The sequence below is a fragment of the Staphylococcus sp. ACRSN genome, assembly GCF_022346615.1.
Lineage (GTDB): Bacteria > Bacillota > Bacilli > Staphylococcales > Staphylococcaceae > Staphylococcus.
Genome location: NZ_JAKRNS010000006.1, coordinates 130,095 through 150,507 on the forward strand (window position 1 = coordinate 130,095; position 20,413 = coordinate 150,507).

Annotated in this window: 17 protein-coding genes; 4 read left to right on the plus strand and 13 right to left on the minus strand. The window is 33.2% G+C overall.

The features are described 5' to 3' along the window. Positions 1–432: 432 nt before the first annotated feature. Complete coding sequence (locus tag MHZ36_RS07480) at positions 433–1,149, plus strand: class I SAM-dependent methyltransferase (RefSeq protein ID WP_239230790.1); 717 nt, start codon at positions 433–435, stop codon at positions 1,147–1,149. Between the two features lie 118 nt (positions 1,150–1,267). Beyond that, a complete protein-coding gene (locus tag MHZ36_RS07485) occupies positions 1,268–2,158 on the plus strand; it encodes a fructose bisphosphate aldolase (RefSeq protein WP_239230792.1) in 891 nt (296 codons plus the stop codon). A 213-nt stretch (positions 2,159–2,371) separates the two neighbouring features. On the opposite strand, the gene MHZ36_RS07490 is transcribed toward MHZ36_RS07485, so the two are convergent. From MHZ36_RS07490 to MHZ36_RS07515, 6 genes are all read right to left on the minus strand, one after another. After that, positions 2,372–3,760, minus strand: coding sequence for an APC family permease (locus MHZ36_RS07490; RefSeq protein WP_239230794.1), 1,389 nt, complete (start codon positions 3,758–3,760; stop codon positions 2,372–2,374). 145 nt (positions 3,761–3,905) lie between these two features. After that, positions 3,906–5,282, minus strand: coding sequence for an NAD-dependent succinate-semialdehyde dehydrogenase (locus MHZ36_RS07495; protein ID WP_275432172.1), 1,377 nt, complete (start codon positions 5,280–5,282; stop codon positions 3,906–3,908). A gap of 78 nt (positions 5,283–5,360) precedes the next feature. Continuing rightward, complete coding sequence (gene gabT, locus MHZ36_RS07500; RefSeq protein ID WP_239230799.1) at positions 5,361–6,674, minus strand: 4-aminobutyrate--2-oxoglutarate transaminase; 1,314 nt, start codon at positions 6,672–6,674, stop codon at positions 5,361–5,363. 106 nt (positions 6,675–6,780) lie between these two features. After that, complete coding sequence (gene gabR, locus MHZ36_RS07505) at positions 6,781–8,166, minus strand: MocR-like transcriptional regulator GabR (protein ID WP_239230801.1); 1,386 nt, start codon at positions 8,164–8,166, stop codon at positions 6,781–6,783. 145 nt (positions 8,167–8,311) lie between these two features. Then, on the minus strand, positions 8,312–9,796 hold the full coding sequence (gene cls / locus MHZ36_RS07510; protein ID WP_239230803.1) for a cardiolipin synthase: 1,485 nt from the start codon (positions 9,794–9,796) through the stop codon (positions 8,312–8,314). Positions 9,797–9,976: 180 nt separating this feature from the next. After that, positions 9,977–11,161, minus strand: coding sequence for a CynX/NimT family MFS transporter (locus tag MHZ36_RS07515; protein ID WP_239230805.1), 1,185 nt, complete (start codon positions 11,159–11,161; stop codon positions 9,977–9,979). Positions 11,162–11,248: 87 nt separating this feature from the next. On the opposite strand from MHZ36_RS07515, the gene MHZ36_RS07520 reads away from it, so the two are divergent. Beyond that, on the plus strand, positions 11,249–11,794 hold the full coding sequence (locus tag MHZ36_RS07520; RefSeq protein WP_239230806.1) for a helix-turn-helix domain-containing protein: 546 nt from the start codon (positions 11,249–11,251) through the stop codon (positions 11,792–11,794). 117 nt (positions 11,795–11,911) lie between these two features. On the opposite strand, the gene MHZ36_RS07525 is transcribed toward MHZ36_RS07520, so the two are convergent. Genes MHZ36_RS07525 through MHZ36_RS07540 form a run of 4 tightly spaced genes read right to left on the minus strand, consistent with a single transcriptional unit; the run spans position 11,912 to position 14,655 of the window. Next, positions 11,912–12,367, minus strand: a complete 456-nt coding sequence (locus tag MHZ36_RS07525) for a pyridoxamine 5'-phosphate oxidase family protein (RefSeq protein WP_239230807.1) — start codon at positions 12,365–12,367, stop codon at positions 11,912–11,914. 18 nt (positions 12,368–12,385) lie between these two features. Then, positions 12,386–12,613, minus strand: coding sequence for a non-oxidative hydroxyarylic acid decarboxylases subunit D (locus MHZ36_RS07530; RefSeq protein ID WP_119625177.1), 228 nt, complete (start codon positions 12,611–12,613; stop codon positions 12,386–12,388). Between the two features lies 1 nt (position 12,614). Next, positions 12,615–14,045, minus strand: a complete 1,431-nt coding sequence (locus MHZ36_RS07535) for a non-oxidative hydroxyarylic acid decarboxylases subunit C (RefSeq protein ID WP_239230809.1) — start codon at positions 14,043–14,045, stop codon at positions 12,615–12,617. Positions 14,046–14,061: 16 nt separating this feature from the next. After that, on the minus strand, positions 14,062–14,655 hold the full coding sequence (locus tag MHZ36_RS07540) for a UbiX family flavin prenyltransferase (protein WP_119625175.1): 594 nt from the start codon (positions 14,653–14,655) through the stop codon (positions 14,062–14,064). Between the two features lie 106 nt (positions 14,656–14,761). On the opposite strand from MHZ36_RS07540, the gene MHZ36_RS07545 reads away from it, so the two are divergent. After that, entirely contained in the window at positions 14,762–15,643 is an 882-nt protein-coding gene (locus MHZ36_RS07545) for a LysR family transcriptional regulator (RefSeq protein WP_239230810.1), read from the plus strand. An 84-nt stretch (positions 15,644–15,727) separates the two neighbouring features. Here the strand turns inward: MHZ36_RS07545 and MHZ36_RS07550 are convergent, their stop codons facing one another. From MHZ36_RS07550 to ppdK, 3 genes are all read right to left on the minus strand, one after another. After that, a complete protein-coding gene (locus MHZ36_RS07550; protein WP_239230812.1) occupies positions 15,728–16,150 on the minus strand; it encodes a VOC family protein in 423 nt (140 codons plus the stop codon). Between the two features lie 107 nt (positions 16,151–16,257). Continuing rightward, on the minus strand, positions 16,258–17,073 hold the full coding sequence (locus MHZ36_RS07555; RefSeq protein ID WP_239230813.1) for a pyruvate, water dikinase regulatory protein: 816 nt from the start codon (positions 17,071–17,073) through the stop codon (positions 16,258–16,260). Continuing rightward, positions 17,066–19,699: a pyruvate, phosphate dikinase gene (ppdK, locus tag MHZ36_RS07560; protein WP_239230816.1), complete on the minus strand. Its 2,634-nt coding sequence runs from the start codon at positions 19,697–19,699 to the stop codon at positions 17,066–17,068. Before ppdK ends, MHZ36_RS07555 begins: the two co-directional genes overlap by 8 nt. Positions 19,700–20,413 lie beyond the last annotated feature (714 nt).

A 20,413-nucleotide genomic window follows, 5' to 3' on the forward strand; every position in this document is an offset into this window, starting at 1 on the left:
CTTTAAATAATAATGCAAATTACATTCAAAAACTTCAATTCAAAAATATGAATAATTATATAAATGCAATTATTTATCATCTTAAGAAAATCGCCACAATCATAGTGTTAAATTTAAACTTAACGAAATGAACAAATCTTACAAACTTAACATTATGAATATTTATTCAATATTTACGTATAAATATTTGTTTATATTTTTTTATTTTCCTTCCTGAAAAAACAGAATATTTTAATAAATTAACGATATTAACCTTAAAACAAATTCATAATATTATAACTTAATTTTATGCTAATTCGACTTCAATAATCTGTGTTTTTCAAAACTAAAATCACAATTATTTAAACACATCAGTATAAATAAACATTTTAATATGAATGTTATATAATAGAATAAAAGCATATGAAATCATTTAATATAAAGGAGCTTAAAATGACCAAAGAAAACATTATTAATTATTGGGATAAACGTTCTGAATCATTTAGCAAAGATAAAGTTGCGGAATTAGAAAGTAATCATGCAATGAAATGGCTTGAAGAAATAAATCAAATTAAGAAAGTAGGGCCTGGCATTAAAGTACTAGATATTGGCACAGGGGCAGGCTTTTTAGCAATATTATGTGCACAACAGCATGCTGATGTTCATGGTATTGATCTATCACCGGACATGATTCAAGCAGCTCAAGCTAATGCGCAACAATTTGACCAAACCGTAAATTTTAAAGTCATGGATGCAGAACAATTACAATTTGATGATAACTACTTTGATATTGTGATTGCTCGAAATGTAACCTGGCTCTTGCCAAATACAAAAACAGCTTATTCCGAATGGTTACGTGTATTAAAAGAAGGCGGTACTTTGATCAATATTGATGCCGATTATGGCAATACGTCATTCGAGTCTTATGATGACATACCGACCGATCATGCACATCATAATCTAGGTCATCATATGCTTCACGAAAGTGAACAAATCAAAAATACTATCTCCATCAATTCTCAACGACGACCACAATATGATATCAACATATTAAAGCAACTTGGAATTGTAAATGTTCATTTAGACCAGTCTGTCTATAAACGAATATATCAGGAACAAGATCAATTTTATAACCCTACTCCCATTTTCCTTATTTCTATAACAAAATAATAATTTTTTACTGTTCTTGTTTAATTTATGACAGTTCTTTCTTTAAAGTGTTAACGGCTTGCGTTCTAACGCATTTTTTATCATACTATAGATGAAATAAGTAAAAGGAGTGGTAAGAATGAACAAAGAACAATTGGAAAAAGTAAAAAATGGTAAAGGCTTCATCGCTGCACTAGACCAAAGTGGCGGTAGCACACCTAAAGCCCTAAGTGATTATGGCGTTACTGAAGATCAATATAATAGTGAAGACGAAATGTTTAAACTCGTTCACGATATGCGTACACGTATCGTTTCATCACCTGCCTTCACTTCAGATAAAATTGTAGGGGCTATTCTTTTCGAACAAACGATGGATCGTGAAGTCGAAGGTAAGCACACTGGAGATTACTTAGCTGACAAAGGTATTGTGCCTTTCTTAAAAGTCGATAAAGGATTAGCTGACGAACAAGATGGTGTACAAGTCATGAAACCAATGCCTGACTTAGATGCATTATTAAGTCGTGCTAATGATCATAAGATCTTTGGTACAAAAATGCGTTCTAACATTCTAAAATTCAACAAAAAAGGTATAGATTCAGTAGTTAAACAACAATTTGATGTTGCAAAACAAATCATTGCAGCAGGTCTTGTACCAATCATCGAACCAGAAGTAAATATTCATTCTGAAGAAAAAACTGAAATCGAAGCTTATTTATCAGAAGCTATTGCGAAAGAATTAGATAACTTAACTGAAGATCAATTAGTGATGTTAAAATTATCAATTCCAACAAACGCTAACCAATACGAATCATTAATCAATCATCCTAATGTAGTTCGTGTTGTTGCTTTATCTGGTGGTTATAGTAGAGAGGACGCAAATGCATTACTTAAACAAAATGATGGTTTAATCGCTAGCTTCTCACGTGCACTAATCAATGATTTAAATGTAAATCAATCTGAAGAAGAATTTGATAAAATATTAGGTGAAACAATCGATTCCATCTATGATGCTTCGGTAAATAAAGGCTAATTTTTTATAAAGTTAAATATTCTTTTCACTAAACATATTTCCCAAGAAATACTATATACTGTGAAGAATAAATATTTTCAGGTTATAAGTAATGTCCGAAATTAAAGATAATTTTGATTAAAATATAGATAAGTTTCTTGGACATAAATCCTAGTAAAAAAGCCAGTAAATGAATTTTCATATTCATTTACTGGCTTTTTAAATGCTGTGCAATTATTGTTCTTGATTTTCTGCGAATCTAACTTGTTCCTTACTACGTTTACGGCTTCCTTGTGTCATGTAAAGTATGAAGGCAATGAAATACCAAGCGATAACAATCAACCATTCTGATGGCCAAGCTAATGAAGATGGCATACCTGGCATATAAATTAACAAGAAGCCAACACTCAATACGATTGCTATTACACCTACAAACACACCGTTTTTAATGTGATATGGACGGTGTAAATCTGGTTGTGATTTTCGCAATTTAATAAATGATATTGCAACTAATAAATAACCTAATACAACACCTATCCCACCTGCATTAACAATCCACACTAATGCTGGTCTTCCAAGTAGTGGTGCTACAAATGCAAGGACACCTAAAAAAATAATACCGTGTGTCGGCGTTTTATATTTAGGATGAATGTATGCAAACCACTTAGGTATCATACCGTTATTTGCCATTGCATATAGAATACGACTTCCTCCAATGATAAAAGCATTCCAACTTGTGATGATACCTGCAACACCACCTAAAACGAGTAAAACACCAAATCCACCATTACCAAATAAATTAACCATTGCATCTGCTGTCGCTAAATTACTTGTCGTTAAAGCCTTTGGTGACAAACCTGCTGCAACGCCAAATACAATTAATAAATAAAATATAACTGATGCGACAATTGAGAATATAAGTATACCGCCAATTTTCTTGGAAGGTGCTTTAACTTCTTCGGCAATTTGAGGAATAACATCAAATCCTACAAATAAAAACGGAATCATCATTAACACTGACATCGTACCGCCAATGCCATTTTCAAAAGCCTTCAAATGGCTAAAATCTCCATTAATACCAGCGCCAAATACTAATAATAAACCTACTGCAACAATAAAAATAGTAAAGACAGTTTGCATAATCGCAGCTGGTTTAACACCAAAGTAATTCAATGACGTCAAAATAATACTACCTACAGATCCAATCATAACCCAAGTAAAGTAAACATCCCATCCTGCTATATTCCACATCAAACCTTGATGCTTAAATGGTATTACATAGTCTATTACAGTTGGCAAAGCTACCGCTTCAAATGTAATTACTGAAACGTATCCAAACAATACAGACCAACCCGATATAAACGCAATCCCCGGTGAAAATGCTTTTTTAACAAAGACAAATCCACCACCTGTTTCTGGAATTGCTGAAGCGAGTTCTGCATAAGTTAAACCAATGACAATAACTAAAATACCACCTATGACAAATGCGACAATACTACCGACAAATCCAGCTGTAGACACCCATTCTCCTGATAGAACAACCCATCCCCATCCTAACATGGCGCCTATCGCAAGAAATAATACATCCACTACATTCATTGTTTTATTAAATTGTGATTTCATTAGCATACCCCTTTAAATAACAAAAAATTTAATATTATAGAATAGGTTGAAATGACATGATTATACTTATGTCACTTCAACCTATTTCAAACTGAATTACATGATCTGTAATACCTCAATTGAATTAAAAAGAAAAATTAATACTTTATAATCCTACTGATAAATATTTAGTTTCTAAGTATGGTTCAATACCTTCTGTGCCACCTTCACGGCCATAACCACTCTCTTTCAATCCACCGAATGGAGCGTGCGCTGCAGAAGGTCCACCATCATTCCAACCAATCACACCGTAATCAAGTTCATTAAACAATTTTAATCCTGTGCGATAATCATTAGTGAAGAAATAAGATGCTAATCCAAATTCTGTATCATTTGCAATTTGAATAACTTCATCTAAATTCTCATATGTCATAACTGGAGCCACAGGACCAAATGTTTCTTCAAACATTGGTTTCATCTCTAATGTAGCATTAGAAATCACGACTGGCTTTAAGTAATTACCTCCTAAAGATTTAATATCTTCAACACTTCTTGATAACGTAGCACCTTTTTCTTCAGAATCCGTAATATGCGATAAGACTTTATCTACGGCTTCACTATCGATTAATGGACCAATATCTACTTCTTCTAGACCATTGCCTATCGTTAATGCATGTACTTTATCAGTAAGTTTTTGAACATATTCCTCAGCAATAGATTTATGAACAAATATTCTATTTGCACAAATACAAGTTTGACCTGCATTTCTAAATTTAGAAGCCATTGTACCATCGACCGCTGCATCGATATCCGCATCTTTATGTACGATAAATGGTGCCAAACCACCAAGTTCCATTGTGGCATTTTTCACCGTACTCGCAGACTGTTCAATCAACTTCTTACCAACACCTGTAGATCCAGTGAACGTTACTTTACTTATTCTTGAATGCTTTGTAAAAATATCTCCTGCATCTCTCCCAGATGCTATGATATATGATACTGCATCCTTAGGAATACCAGCCTCATGCGCAAGTTCTACTAACCTAATTGTAGTTAAAGGTGTCTTAACTGCGGGTTTACAAATGATAGTACATCCCGCTGCTAACGCAGGTGCTATTTTACGTGTAATCATAGCAGCTGGAAAATTCCACGGAGTAATCGCACCCACTACACCAACTGGAAATTTATCTACAACAATTTTTTTCGATGCAGTATTTGCAGGAATTGTACGACCGTATACGCGTTTAGCTTCTTCTGCATACCATTTCACATATGAATTGGCATAAACAACCTCACCCTTAGCCTCAGCCAACGGTTTACCGCCTTCAAGCGTTACTAACCTTGCAAGTTCTTCTTGGTGTTCATCTATGAGTTCAGCCCATTTAGATAATTTAGCTGAACGTTCATGTGCATCGACAAATTTCCATTCTTGAAATGTTTCATATGCACGTTCAATTTTATTATTAATTTCATCGTGACTCGTATAATCTATACTTTTGATTACTTCATTTGTAGCAGGGTTCAATACATCTAATTGTGTCATCATGAATCTCTCCTCTTATTAAAATAACGTTATATATTACCTACTAAGCCATACCCTTTTTTAAAAATTTTTACTTCGTTATACATTTTGAGTTGAAGCTACTTCAGTAAATGCTGATTGTAAAATACCAAATCCTGCTTCTAATTCAGAATCAGTAATAACAAGTGGTGCTAAGAAACGAATTACATTGCCTTTAATTCCAGCAGACAATAGTAATAAACCATTTGCATTTGCCGTTTGAACTATTTTTCCAGTGAGTGCTTTGTCGGGTTCTCCTGTTTCAGGGTTGATAATTTCCATCGCTACCATTGCACCCAAACGTCGAATTGGACCTATACTATCGAAAGATGAAGTTAATCCTTGTAAAAATTGTTCAATATGACTTCCTAATTGTTCTGCTTTATCATTAAGTTGTTCTTTTTCAATAATTTCGATCACTTTTAAAGCTGCTTCACAAGCCAATGGATTACCTGCGTAGGTACCACCTAATTCACCAGGATTTCCACTGTCGATAATTTCTGCTTTTCCAACTACACCACTCAACGGGAAACCTGCTGCAAGTGATTTTGAAACAGTAATCAAGTCCGGTTCTACATCAAAATGTTCAATCGCAAATGTCTTGCCTGTTCTTGCAAAACCAGTTTGTATTTCATCTGCTACAAATACAATACCGTTTGCTTCACAAATCGCTTTCACTGCTTTTACAAATTTACGATCGGGAATAATAAATCCACCTTCACCTTGTATAGGCTCCATTACAACACATGCAACTTCACTTGAATCTACCGTTTCTATAAAGAAATCATTTAGCTTTTGGATTATATGATTAATATATGCTTCTTCTGATAGGGCATCAGGTTTTTCAGAAATATTTGGATAAGGTGCTTGATATACCTCAGGAGCAAATGGACCGAATCCATATTTATATGGTCTTACCTTACTAGTCATAGACATAGTTAAATTAGTACGACCGTGGAAACCTCTTACAAAAGAAACCACCGCTTGTCTGCCTGTGTATTTCCTTGCAATTTTCACAGCATTTTCTACAGCTTCAGCTCCAGAGTTTAATAGAATTGTTTTCTTAGCAAAATCACCTGGTGTAATTTCCGTTAATTTTTTAGCTAAATTTAAATAACTTTCATACATAATGACATTGAATCCAGGATGAATAAATTTATCTAACTTTTCTTTCAAATGTTCAGTAATTTCTGGATGTGAATGTCCCACATTTAATGTACCGATTGCACCTGCAAAATCAATAAACGTATTACCATCAACATCTTTAATTGTTGCACCACTTGCTGTATCTGCTACATGCAAATTACCGTTCCCTACACCTCTTGCCACATATTGTTCACGCAATGACTTATAATAATCGAATTGTTCAGTCATAATTTGCCCCCTTAAACTTTTAATAAAGTATTATCGTTATCTAAAAATTTAAAATATAGTTGGTATTGTGTAAAGTACCAGTTTTTTTGAAAATAATAGAACCAGATTAACCTAACAATACTTTTTTAAGACATTGAACCGCGTCATGTAGCTTTTCTATCTTAATTTTTGAGAATCCCATAATAAGTGTTTTTTTATCTGAATTTTCTTTAAGCGCTTTCACAGAAAAGCGATTAATAGTGTAAAGTTCCAGTTTGGCAGCTTGGGCACGTGTTTCAATTTCAGAATATGTATAAGGTGAGTCTATTTCGACCATGAAATGCAGGCCTGCTTGAGTATCTTTGATTTCAATTACACCTTGAAACTCACGTTGCAACATTTCAATTAATTGTTCACGCTTACGGCCATAATATTGATGCATCTTTTTAACATATTTTTCATAATAGCCTTCTTTTATCATTAAATTTAATGTCAATGCATTTAACATTGAAAAATCTGGTATCATATCAAAATTATGTGCTTCAAATTTTTGAACAAGTGCCGTAGGTAAAATCATATAACTCAGACGTAACCCTGGCATCAGTGTTTTTGAGAAGGTACCCAAATAAATAACACTTTCATTTTTATCAAAGCTATATAATGAAGGTATATTATCTGTTTGATATTTAAACTCACTATCATAATCATCTTCGATAATATAACTATTCGTTTGACTTGCCCAATTCAATAAGTCTATACGTCTCGAAACAGGCATGATAATACCTGTTGGAAATTGATGAGATGGCGTCACTATAACAGCATTTGGATCAGCCGTTTTAATTTGTCTTATAGATACACCCTTGCTATCTAATTCTAACGGGATTGTATTTATACCTGCCTCATTTAATAAATTTCTAAATCTAGAATAGCCTGGATTCTCCACGCCTATTTCAACGTCTTTCGGTAATAGTTGCATCAAACGTTTTAATAATGTATTCGTTCCAGAACCAATAATAATCTGCTCTGGATGACATTGAATACCTCTCTGATAAGAAACTAACTTAGCAATAGATTGTCTCAATTCAACTGGTCCTTTAATATTAGGGATTGCAGATAGATAATATTCATAATTATTAAATACACGTTTCATGAGCTTAGTCCATATATCAACAGGAAATTCCGACATATCTGTACTCATATGGGAAAATGAATAATCATATAATTGAGGCGTTCCTTCTTCATATTTTCTTAAATGTGTTTGTGCCTCAGGATCTATGATTAATTGATCCAATGGTTCAATAAAATATCCTTTTCGCTCTTTAGCATAAATGTAGCCTTCTGCCAATAATTGTTCATAGGCTGATTTCACACTATTGACACTCACATTCAAAGTTTCCGCCATTCCCCTTTTCGACGGTAACTTTTCATGACTTTCATATTTAAACGACAATATATCATCTTTTAAACGCTTATAAATTTGACGATAAATAAATGAATTTTTTTCATCTTGCATACAGCGTCCCCCCTTTTAATACCTTATAATTAGCTAATTATACACGTAGTTGTATTGCTTTGATAAATAAAATCAAATTTTTTAGTACATTTAAAAACGCGCAAATTGAAATTCAATCTGCGCGTTTTAGCTGATTTAATGCTATTTAAAGTATTGGTGAGGCTAATTTAGCAATGGACTGTTTAAATTTAATCCAATTCGAACGTTGTTCATATCTTTCTATTGTTAGTTCTTTAGACACCTTTAAATCTTCAAAAAAGGCATCTTTAAGCTGTTTAGCTATATGTTCATCATACATAAATGCATTGATTTCAAAATTTAATTCAAAACTACGAATATCCATATTTGATGAACCTACACTTGAAACTTCATCATCAATAATCATCATCTTAGAATGAATAAATCCATTTTCATACGTATAAACCTTCACACCATCTCTAATTAATTGAGCCACACTCGTAATTGTTGCCCAATAGACAAACATATGGTCAGGCTTACTTGGAATAATTAACTGTACATCAACACCAGATTTAGCGGCTATACGTAAGGCATTGATATAACCCTTATCAGGAATAAAATATGGACTATGCATATAAATAGATTCCTTAGCATTCATAATCATTTTCATATAACCGAATTCAATCTGATGCCAGTTATCACTTGGTGCGCTCACTGCCATTTGCATCGATACGTCGCCACCTTGGTCTGCATTGTCTGGGAAGTATTTGTCATTATATTCCAATTGTTCACGTTTGGCTTGTGAATTCCAATCATGTATGAAACTCAGTTGCAATGCATCCACACCATCTCCTCTAACCTTTAAGTGTGTGTCTCTCCAATAACCAAACTTGTCATTCAGCCCTAGATATTCATCACCGATATTAAATCCACCTACGTAGCCCATCAAACCATCAATCACTACAATTTTACGATGATTACGGTTATTCACTCTAAAGTTAACAAATGGAATTTTAGCTTGGAAAAATGCTTCAACTTGACCGCCAAGCTGTTGAAACTTCTTGAATTTAGATTTATGAACTGACTTAGAACCTACTGCATCATACAGTAATTTCACTTCTAGACCTTCTTTAGCCTTTTCCTCAAGAATATCAATAATTTCAGTTCCAAGGCCATCTAATTCTAAAACATAATATTCCATATGAATATATGATTTAGCATTTCGTAAATCATCTTTCATTTGTCGATATAAATCGTGACCATCTGTATAAATGTCGACTTTATTATTGTTACTTAAAAAAGATGGTTCTTTAGTCATAAGTGTATGCGCAATGTCTGCATGCTTTCTTACAATCGGATTATCGGAATTCTCTATATGATTTGTTGAGTCCCCCAATTGTTTCTTAACTCTTTCTAAAGCATCGTCAATCTGGTTATGTTGAAAACCTTTTTCTCTTTTCTTTCTTACAGCACGACCAAAGAAAATATAGGCAATAAATCCTAAAATAGGCATCACAAATAATAAGAATAACCATGCCCACGTTGCTGTAGCATCTCTACGATCTCTATCTAAAAATATGATAATAAGTGCGAGCACAATATTCATCACAAAGAAAAATGCAAGTACGCCACGATAGATAGGACTAACACTAGCATCAAATATTAACTGCATAATTTCACCCCATGCTCTAATTATTTATAAAATAATGATTAACTTACTCCATTACTTTAAAACATAAACAATAATACTTTCAACATCAATTAGCGTTACAGTTAAATAATCCACTATATTTATAGAAATTAGCAAGATGATTTAACTTATTTATCTCATGTCTATATCCACTCTTATTACTTACTTTCGTAACGATTGTTCAATTGTATGATTACGGCCTGCTTGAGAACCAAATAAAGTTAAGCCAATAGCAGTGATTAATAAAATAGCTAACGATGCATGCCATTCACCTGTCACATCATGCAAGATACCAAATAACAATGGTCCTAATGCTGCAAATAAGTAACCAATGGATTGTGCCATACCTGACAACTTCGCAGCAGTTTGACCTTGTTCAGTTCTCAAACTAAAGAAAGTATTAACTAAACCAAATGCAAGACCACCCGCAATACCAATTAATATAGTAGAAACAATTGCTAGCTTTGGTATAAAGAGCATAATAGCAACACCAGCAACAAATAATAAACCTGTAAAGAATGTTAATCCAAACTGAGATTTCATCTTAGTTGCAAAAATAGGTGTAATAAATGTAAATGGAATAATCGCAATTTGCATTACAGATAAATAAAGTCCGGCCTCATGTACAGATAAACCATTTTGAGATAAATATACAGGCATCCAATTAATTAATGAATAAAATATGAGAGATTGCCCTCCCATTAATACTGTAATCTGCCAAGATAATGGTGATTTCCAAACGTTAACTTTAGTATCATTATATGTCTTGGTTAACTGTTCCTTACCCTTTAATTGCAATGACCAAATCACAATTGTAATCAATGTCACAACGCCTATAAGTCCTAAAGCAATATTATAATTAAACGTCTTGACTAATGGTGCAGTAGTATAAGAAGATAGTCCTCCAAACACATTCATTACAACAGTATAGTAACCAGTCATAATACCAATACGAAGTGGAAATTTCGTCTTTATCACTGCCGGCGCAAGTACATTGCCAAACCCTACACCTACACCGATAAGTATGGTCCCTATGTATAGCCATGATATACCAGTAACTGAACGTACCATGACACCTATAAAAATAAGACACAATGCACCAAATATCGTTTGTTCTAAACCAAAACGATAACTTGTTTTTGCAGCAACTAATGAAATCACTGCAAAAGATAGCAATGGTACAACGGTAATCACACTCACTGCACTATTCGATAACAGCAAATCTGCTTTAATATTCGGTAACGCTACACCTACTGAAGTGATTGGAGCCCTTAAATTGGCACCTACTAATAAAATACTTATGAATAACAGCCAATTAAACGGCTGTAAAGAACGACTCTTTCCCATTTGAACCACCTTTAATAGTATTATTTTCAAAATCAATACACTATATGGTACAATACGTACGTAATATTGTAAATAGGAGCGATTCACTTGTATAATATTCAGAAAATAGTGGCACAAAATATTTCAGATTATCGTAAACGTCACCAACTTAGTTTAGAAAAACTATCAACTTTAACTGGCGTCAGTAAAAATATGCTTAGTCAAATAGAAAAAGGCAACTCAAATCCAACTATTACAACATTGTGGAAGATAGCTAACGGTTTACATTTATCTTTATCTCAATTAACTGCCGAAAACGAAAATGATATCGACTTTATAGATGAAACAGATATTATTCCTATTAAAGATGACCAAGTAGCAATTTATCCTTATTTTCCATATGATGAACAAAAAAAATTTGAAATGTTCAAAATGGAAATACAAGGTAACGGTAAAATAACATCCGAAGCACATCATCAACATTCAGAAGAATATATCATTGTTAATTCTGGTGTACTAGAAATTGAAGTAAACAATCAAATATATTCAATCAATCCTAATCAAGCATTACGTTTTAAGAGTGATGTACCACACACATATCGCAATCCTTATGATACACCTGTAAATTTCACGGCTACAATTTATTATCAATAAGCACGCTTCGACTTAGTACTATTAAACAAAAATAAACATACAATCAGACTTTCACTAGTTACTTGAAATGTCTAATTGTATGTTTACTTAATCATATAGTAATAAATTTAAAGCCAATTAATCATGTAATAAGTCAGTTACTGATGCTCTCCAACGTAATATAGTGTCTTTAGGATTACGTAATTGAATTGATATACCCGAAGTTATGTCCGCATACTTTGCACTATCTATCTTTATATTGCGAATTTCACCTTCAAATTTTAGCCTGTCATAAGTTCTCTCATATTGTGATTGATATTCTCGAACACTTAGTTCAATATAATAAACTTGATGATCATAAACAAATACAATATTCGCTTTACCATTTAAGTGTAACCCTTGTACTGTTGTGGTATTTGGCCACAATGCAAAGCGCAAATGTTCCATATCAATTGCAACAATTTCTCCTACACTTAGCATTGCCGTATGTGGATATCCTTCAATTGTTACAGTCTGAAAGATGAACACAACATCTTGTTTTTCTTCTAAATGACTTCCATTTAATAAATTATAGACTATTTTGGGCATAACCATATACTCTATTACCTCCTATTAGTTACGTTTCAAATTTGGGATAGGTGGTATTTGATCTAACTGTGTAAATGTCTCTGGTCTTAATTTAAAATCAGGATTATATTTTTCAGGATTAGTGATATGTTCACTTTCTGTATTACGCCATGAGAATGTACAAGTATCACAAATATACACTTCCCATGCATCATCTTTGGGAGCCTTAGTTAATAAATTTACACTTTTCGAATCACATCTTGGACAAATCATATTAATCTTCCTTTCTATTCACCATATTATCTAGAATTTCTCTCCACTTATCAGTGTCTTCTGGTGTACCTAGCAATTCAGTATCTCGTGCCTTATCGGCCCCTACTGGTGTTGTAGCATCAATCACTAACTTTGTATGCATACCAGCCGGTTCTGAAGATGGATCTAAAGGCATGCCTGGCGCATGTGGCACTTTAAATACATCTTTATCAGGTCTCACTCTTGTTGTTAATGCCCACATTACTTGCTCTAAATTAAATGGATCAACAAACTCATCTACAATAATGGCAATTTTTGTGTAAGGCATGCCATGAGGTGTTGATAGCAAACGCATTGCTACAGCTTTTCCATAGCCGCCAAGTCTTGATTTCGTTGAAACTATTGCGCCGATACCATGTGTATACATTGCGTTAACTGCTTCTACCTCCGGAAAGTCTCTTTTCAGTTGTTTATATAATGGTAAACTTGTATTCAAAGCAATTAGATAATCAATTTCAGTCCATGGCATACCAAGATATAAATTTTCAAAAATAGGATTATCTCTATGAGTGATTTTTGTAATTTTAATGACTGGTTGTTGTCTTGATCCAGAATAACTACCTGGAAACTCACCAAATGGTCCTTCAATCTCACGCTTTCGTGGCTCTATATAGCCCTCCAAGACAATTTCACTTCTCGCAGGTATGTCTAAATGACCGTCTTCCGTTTTTGTTAATTCAATAGGTTCACCTTTAAGCGCTCCAGCAAAATCATATTCAGATTGTACGTATTCAATCGGAGTACTTGCCATAAAACTAAGTACAGGATCATTACCTAAACAAATAGCAATCGGTAATGGTTCATCACGTTCTTCAGCATATTGTAAATGCACTGCAATATCATGAAATGGTAAAGGTTGTATGCCTACCTTATCCTTTCCTTTAACTTGAATACGATAAGTTCCTGCGTTTTGTTCTTCATAATTATCTGGCTTATCTGGATCTTTACTCACAATCAAGGCTTTTGATAAATAATAACCTGCATCATATTCATTGATTCTGAATAAAGGTAATACATCAAATAAGTTGATTCCATCTTCCTTTGAAATAATGTTCTCTTTCACTGGTGCTTGCTCTCGTTCAATCCATTTTGGCTTAATTGGATATTTTTCCCATTTTTCTTTTAAAGCAAAAAACTGATCCTTTATGGAAGTATTTTTAGGCAAATCCAACATCAATGCATGATTTTGCCAACTTCCATGTACATTTAATACTACTGGTGTGCGATAACCTTTAATATTTTCCACTAATACAGCTGGGGCACTATCCATATCTGGTGTATTACGCCCTATAGCACTTAAATCCGGTTCAGGCATAACTTCATCAGTTATTTTAACTAACTGCTGTTCTTTTTCTAATACTTTTAAAAAACCTCTTAAATCTCGATATGACATTATTAACTTCCTTTCTTTATGTCGTAGTTCTTTTTAAATTTTTCTTTTTAAAACCCGTCCATATTTTATCTTTAGGCAATTGATGAATATTAAATTGAGATAGTAATCGAAATACAATATGATCTATCATGTCACTTAAATCTAAAGGATGGTTGTAGAATGCGGGCATTGGCGGAAAAATAGACACACCCATTTGTGATAGTTTTAGCATATGTTCTAGATGAATAGCATTCAATGGTGTTTCCCTAGTCATCAATAATAATTGTTTACGTTCTTTCAATATGACATCTGCCGCACGGGTGATAAGGTTATCGGCAAGACCTAAACGAATTGAAGCTAACGATTTCATACTACATGGAGCAACAATCATGCCATCAATATTAAAAGAGCCACTAGAAATTGCGGCACCTAAATCACTTGGTGAATAAGAATAATCAGCTATTGATTTCACTTCAGCAACGCTATATTCTGTTTCCTCAACAATGGTAGTTACAGCCCATTTAGACAATACTAAATGCGTTTCTACATCTTCTACCTGATGTAATACTTCTAATAAACGAATGCCAAATATTGCACCCGTAGCCCCGGAAATACCTATTATCAATTTCATGTATAAGACTCCTTCCATCTATTAGTATAAATCGACATACTATAATACAATAAATATATATTAAATATATATAAGATACTTTTTGAGTATTAAAAGGAGTGGCAAGATGGAATTAAGACATTTACGTTATTTTTTAGCAATTGCCAAAGCAGGTAGTATCTCAAGTGCAGCAGAGATGTTACATATTGCACAACCACCTTTAAGTAGACAATTAAAAGATTTGGAAAGAGAATTAGGATTTGAACTATTTGAAAGAAATAAGAAAAGAAAGGTGCAACTCACTGATCAAGGTCGATTTTTTGTTAATAAAGCGCAACTCATCTTGAATACAATAGATGATTCAGTAATGGAGACCCAAGAATACCATGAGCAGGTAGAGCAATCATTAGCTATCGGTACTACAATATATAGTTCAAATAAAATGTTTGAACAGATTGAATGCTTCAAACAACAAAATACAGATGTTCGCTTTAACATTTGGGAATCTGATAGCATTAATATTATTAAACTTTTAAATGAACGAAAATTAGATATCGCTTATATCAACGAGACCATACAAAACAATACTATAAATAACAAACATATTCACACAGACCATTGTGTGTGTATTATCCCTCAAAACATAGCACAACATATAACAGAAGAAATAATTTCATTAGAGTTATTAGCTAAGTTACCTCTAGTCTTATTAATATCTGATACAGAGTCTGGACTCCACAAACAGATACTCAATACTTTTCATGCTCATCAACTTTCAGCAAATATATTGTGCGAATGCCATGATTCATCTATATTAATGCAAATATTATCAAAAGGATTTGGTGTGACCATCTTACCTTATACTTCAATTACGCCTAGTATATTAGATCATTATGTAGTGAAGGAAATTGAAGGTCATCCATGGATCACCACAACAAATTTAATTTGGCGTAAGAATAGTTATCTACCTAAAATGGTACAAGCTTTTCTACAACAGCACGATGACTAAAATTACGGTCAATTGTACATCCTATTAAACAAAAATGACGGAAACCAAAAACATGATTTCCGTCAACTTAGTTATCTCTTTATTTTATTGTTCATTTTGTGGATACGTATAGCTTAAATCCCAACCAATATTATATTTATCTACAAGTTTGGCGTATTTAGCTCCCCAGAACATATCTGCAAGTTCAATATAAACTTGACTGTCTTCTTTCAAATGCTCATAAGCTTTTGCTACAGCATCTTCACTATCAAACTCTAATACAATATAAACATTTCTATCCTTCACAGCTGGCTGATCGTCTTTCGGAATATCAGATAACATAAATGTTCGTCCATCTACGTCTAACTGTGAGTGTATAATTCGGTTTGGATCTTCGGCTGATGCTTCATTCGCTTCTCCATACGTCATAATACCATTAACATTTCCATCAAGTGCTTTACTATAAAAGTCCAGTGCTTCCTTACAGTTTCCATTAAAAAATAAATACGGTGTAATATTTCGCAACATATAACCACTCCTTTGTGACAATTAAATTTAAGCGTTGCACTTTATCATTACCCATTCCTTATTTAATAATGTCTTACATTTCAAATAACAAGGTACCTAAAGATATATCATAAAAATTGTTCTATATAAAATGCAGATTCTTCAATAGATTTATACTCAGTGTTTATAACACGCGCATTTAATCGAGCAAAAATTTCTTCTGCATAGAGTAATTCTTCTCTTATTCGCTCGACGCTATTATAATTCGTAGGTCCATGTAAACCTAAAACTTTAACGCGTTCATTTCTAATATTTAGAATATATTCTGGACTTGCGGTCAATCCAAACACCTTTATATTTTTAAAGTTAAAAACTTCATCAGGTATTTCTACCTCAGGAACTAATGGTATATTAGCAACTTTATAACCTTTATTTGCTAAATACATACTGAGTGGTGTCTTAGACGTTCTCGATACTCCTACAATCAACGCATCAGCTTCACCAATTGCATCATAATGTTTACCATCGTCATATTTCACAGAGTATTCAATCGCTTCTATACGTTTAAAATACTGTTCATCTAACTTTCTTAAAGCACCACTTTCTAATATTGGCTTTGAATTTGTACGATTTTGAATAATACTGATTAAATCAGACATATAATCTACATATGGAATTTCATGTTCCTTCGCATAGTCTTGTCCTATGCGATTAAATTCAGGATTAACTAATGTTGTTACGACAATTGCTAAACGTTCATTTGCTCTGTGCAATATTTGTAACAACTCAGCTTCACTTTTTATATACGGAAATTTTTTGATTTCTACTTCTTCTACATCAGGAAACTGTGACAATGTCGCATGTATCATTCGTTGTGCTGTTTCCCCAATCGAATCTGAAATTACAAATAATAGGAGTTTTGCGTTTTGTTGATTATTATACACGTAATTTTCCACCTTTTATTTCACTTTGAGCAGTTGATAATAAGGCTCCTGGCACTCTATATGGAGAACAAGAAACATAATCAATATCCATATAATTGAAATATTCAATAGATTTGTTATCCCCACCTAATTCACCACAGACACCTATTTTCAATTCTGGATTAACTGCTTTTGCTTTATCTACAGCAACTTGAATCAATTGACCTACGCCATCAACATCTAACGTTTGAAAAGGATCAATTTCTAATATACCTTGTTCAGCGTACTGATTGATAAACTTACCAGCATCATCTCTTGAGAATCCAAATGTTAATTGCGTTAAATCATTTGTTCCAAAGCTAAAGAAATCACAAGATTTAGCCAATTGATCAGCAATTAAGCAAGCTCTTGGTGTTTCAATCATTGTACCTATCATATATTGAATAGCTATTCCAGATTCCTGTTGCAACTGCTCAACGCGCTCTACAATTTGTTGCTTTAATATTTCAAATTCTGCCACTGTTGATACTAAAGGAATCATGATTTCAGGATGTGTGTGTATACCTTTACGCTTTAATTTGATTGCACTATTAATAATTGCTTCAACTTGCATAATATAGAGTTCTGGATATGTTATCGCTAATCGACAACCTCTATGACCAAGCATTGGATTGACTTCCTCTAAGTTTTCTATATATTGCTCTAAATTGAGTACCGTTACCTCCAACTGTTCTGCTACAGTCTCTTTTTCTTCTTGAGATTTTGGCAAAAATTCATGCAATGGCGGATCTAATAATCTAATTATCGTTGGTTTCTCACCCGATAATTTTAAAATACTTTCAAAATCTTCTGCTTGATAACCTCTTATTTTATTTAAGGCTGCCATACGCGAGACCTGACTATCAGCTAATATAAAACGTCTCATTTCGACTAATCTTTCTGGACCAAAAAACATGTGCTCTGTTCTTACTAAACCGATACCTGTAGCACCAAATTGGTAACCCACCTCAATATCTTGAGGTGTTTCAGCATTCATTCGCACATTTAATCTAGCTACTTCCTCTGACCATTGCATAAATTGATTAAATGCTTCACTACGTTCTGCCTTCATCGTAGCTACTTCTCCTATATATAAATCGCCTTTTGTGCCATCTACTGAAATTACATCACCTTCAACCAATTTACCTCCAGGATAGTGCACTACCTTTTCATTAGTATTAATATCTAAGTCTGAACACCCAGTGACACAGCATTTTCCCATACCTCTAGCAACTACTGCTGCATGTGAAGTCATACCACCATGAGTCGTGACAATTGCTTCACTTGAAATCATACCTTCTATATCTTCTGGCGATGTTTCTGGACGCATCAATATAACTTTAATACCAGATTCAGCTTGAATCTTTGCATCTTCTGCAGAAAATACAATCTTACCGCTACTCGCCCCTGGACTTGCTGGCAATCCTGCTTTAGAAATAGATGTTGCCTTCGAAAGTGCTGCTTCATCAAAATTAGGATGTAACAATTGATCAATAGATTTCACTTCAACATTTGTTACTGCTGTTTCCTTAGAAATAACACCTTCGTTTACTAAATCTACAGCAATATGAATCGCAGCATTGGCAGTTCGTTTACCATTTCGTGTTTGTAAAATATAAAGTTGTTCATTTTCTATCGTGAATTCAATATCTTGCATATCTTTGTAATGATTTTCTAATCTTTGAGACACTTCAACAAATTGTTGATGAACCTCAGGCATCTGCTCTTTCAAAGCATTAATATCTTGTGGTGTTCTTATACCTGCGACTACATCTTCTCCTTGTGCATTAAGCAAATATTCTCCAAATAATTTAGCTTCTCCTGTTACAGGGTTACGTGTGAATGCTACGCCTGTACCACTACGCTCACCACTATTACCAAATACCATTTCTTGAATATTAACGGCTGTCCCAATATCATGTGGAATATCATTCAAATCACGGTAAACTCGAGCGCGGTTATTATCCCAAGATTTAAATACTGCCTCAATTGCTTCAGTTAATTGTTCAAATGGGGATTGAGGAAACGGTTTATATGCTACATCTAAATAAACATCTTTAAAATATTCACATATTTCTTTTAGGCCGTCTGCAGGAATATCTGCATCATTTTGATAACCATTTTGAACTTTATATTGCTCAAAGTATGTATCAAAGGATGCCATAGGAATGTCATAAACAACTTCACCAAACATTTGTAACAACCTTCTATAACAGTCATATGCAAATCGCATGTCATTTGTTTTATTTGCTAATTTTTCCACATTTTCATCATTTAAACCCAAATTTAAAATCGTATCCATCATACCTGGCATAGAAATTTTTGCTCCACTACGGACCGAAACTAATAATAAGTTATCCTCTGAAGAAAATGATTTATTCGTTCTTTTTGAAAAAGCAGTCAATTGTTCATCAAGTTCTTTCAACAATGTATGCGAAAGTTTTGCTCCATGCTTTAAATAGTTAATACAAGCTTCTGTTGTTATTGTAAAACCATCAGGTACGGGTAATCCAATTCTTTTCATTTCTGCTAAATTAGCACCTTTCCCACCAAGAAGATCTTTCATTGATTTCTGACCTTTATCAAATGCATAAATGTATTGTGTCATACTAAATCACCTCTTATTTTTAATATGTTATACTAATTGTTATTGAGTATGTCATATTATTTATTAAATAACAACTATAAAGTTGCATTTTCACACAATTGATATATTTTTACTGTAGATGCAACATATAATATAAAAAAAGCCCAGTTAGTATGTCATACTAACTGGGCCTCTTCTATCAGTTCTTCGTCACTTCCTGAATGAATTTAATCATTTTATATTCTCAATTTGAAAATCACCTTTAAAGTTAACTTAATGAATCATTTAAATATTCACTGTCAGTGCAATAATCTAAATAATTACCTTCCAGTGTTCGATCTATTAAAATGAATAACTTATGCTAAAAACCGATAGTTTATCAAAAGGAAAATAGAGTGAGTAAAATAGATAGAAATAGCGAGTGGTCTAAAAATTTTCATTTCTTTTTCATTCAGAAATGACTTATCATAGTTAAAAAATAACAAATTGTAACATTCAATATATAATCAATTGGGGTTAAATGAAGTAAGTGTGCTTTGTTATTTTTAATACTATTTATGCGAGGAATAGATACATGTAATAACTTAATGACTAATAAAATATCAAGCTACACATCCAAAATGAGTGAATTCTTTTTTCTACATATAGACGCTCCTCCTTTAAACAATGAATATTTAGGATTAAATGCATCTAACCTTAATCGTTATTACTCAACAATCCAACACCGGTGTATCA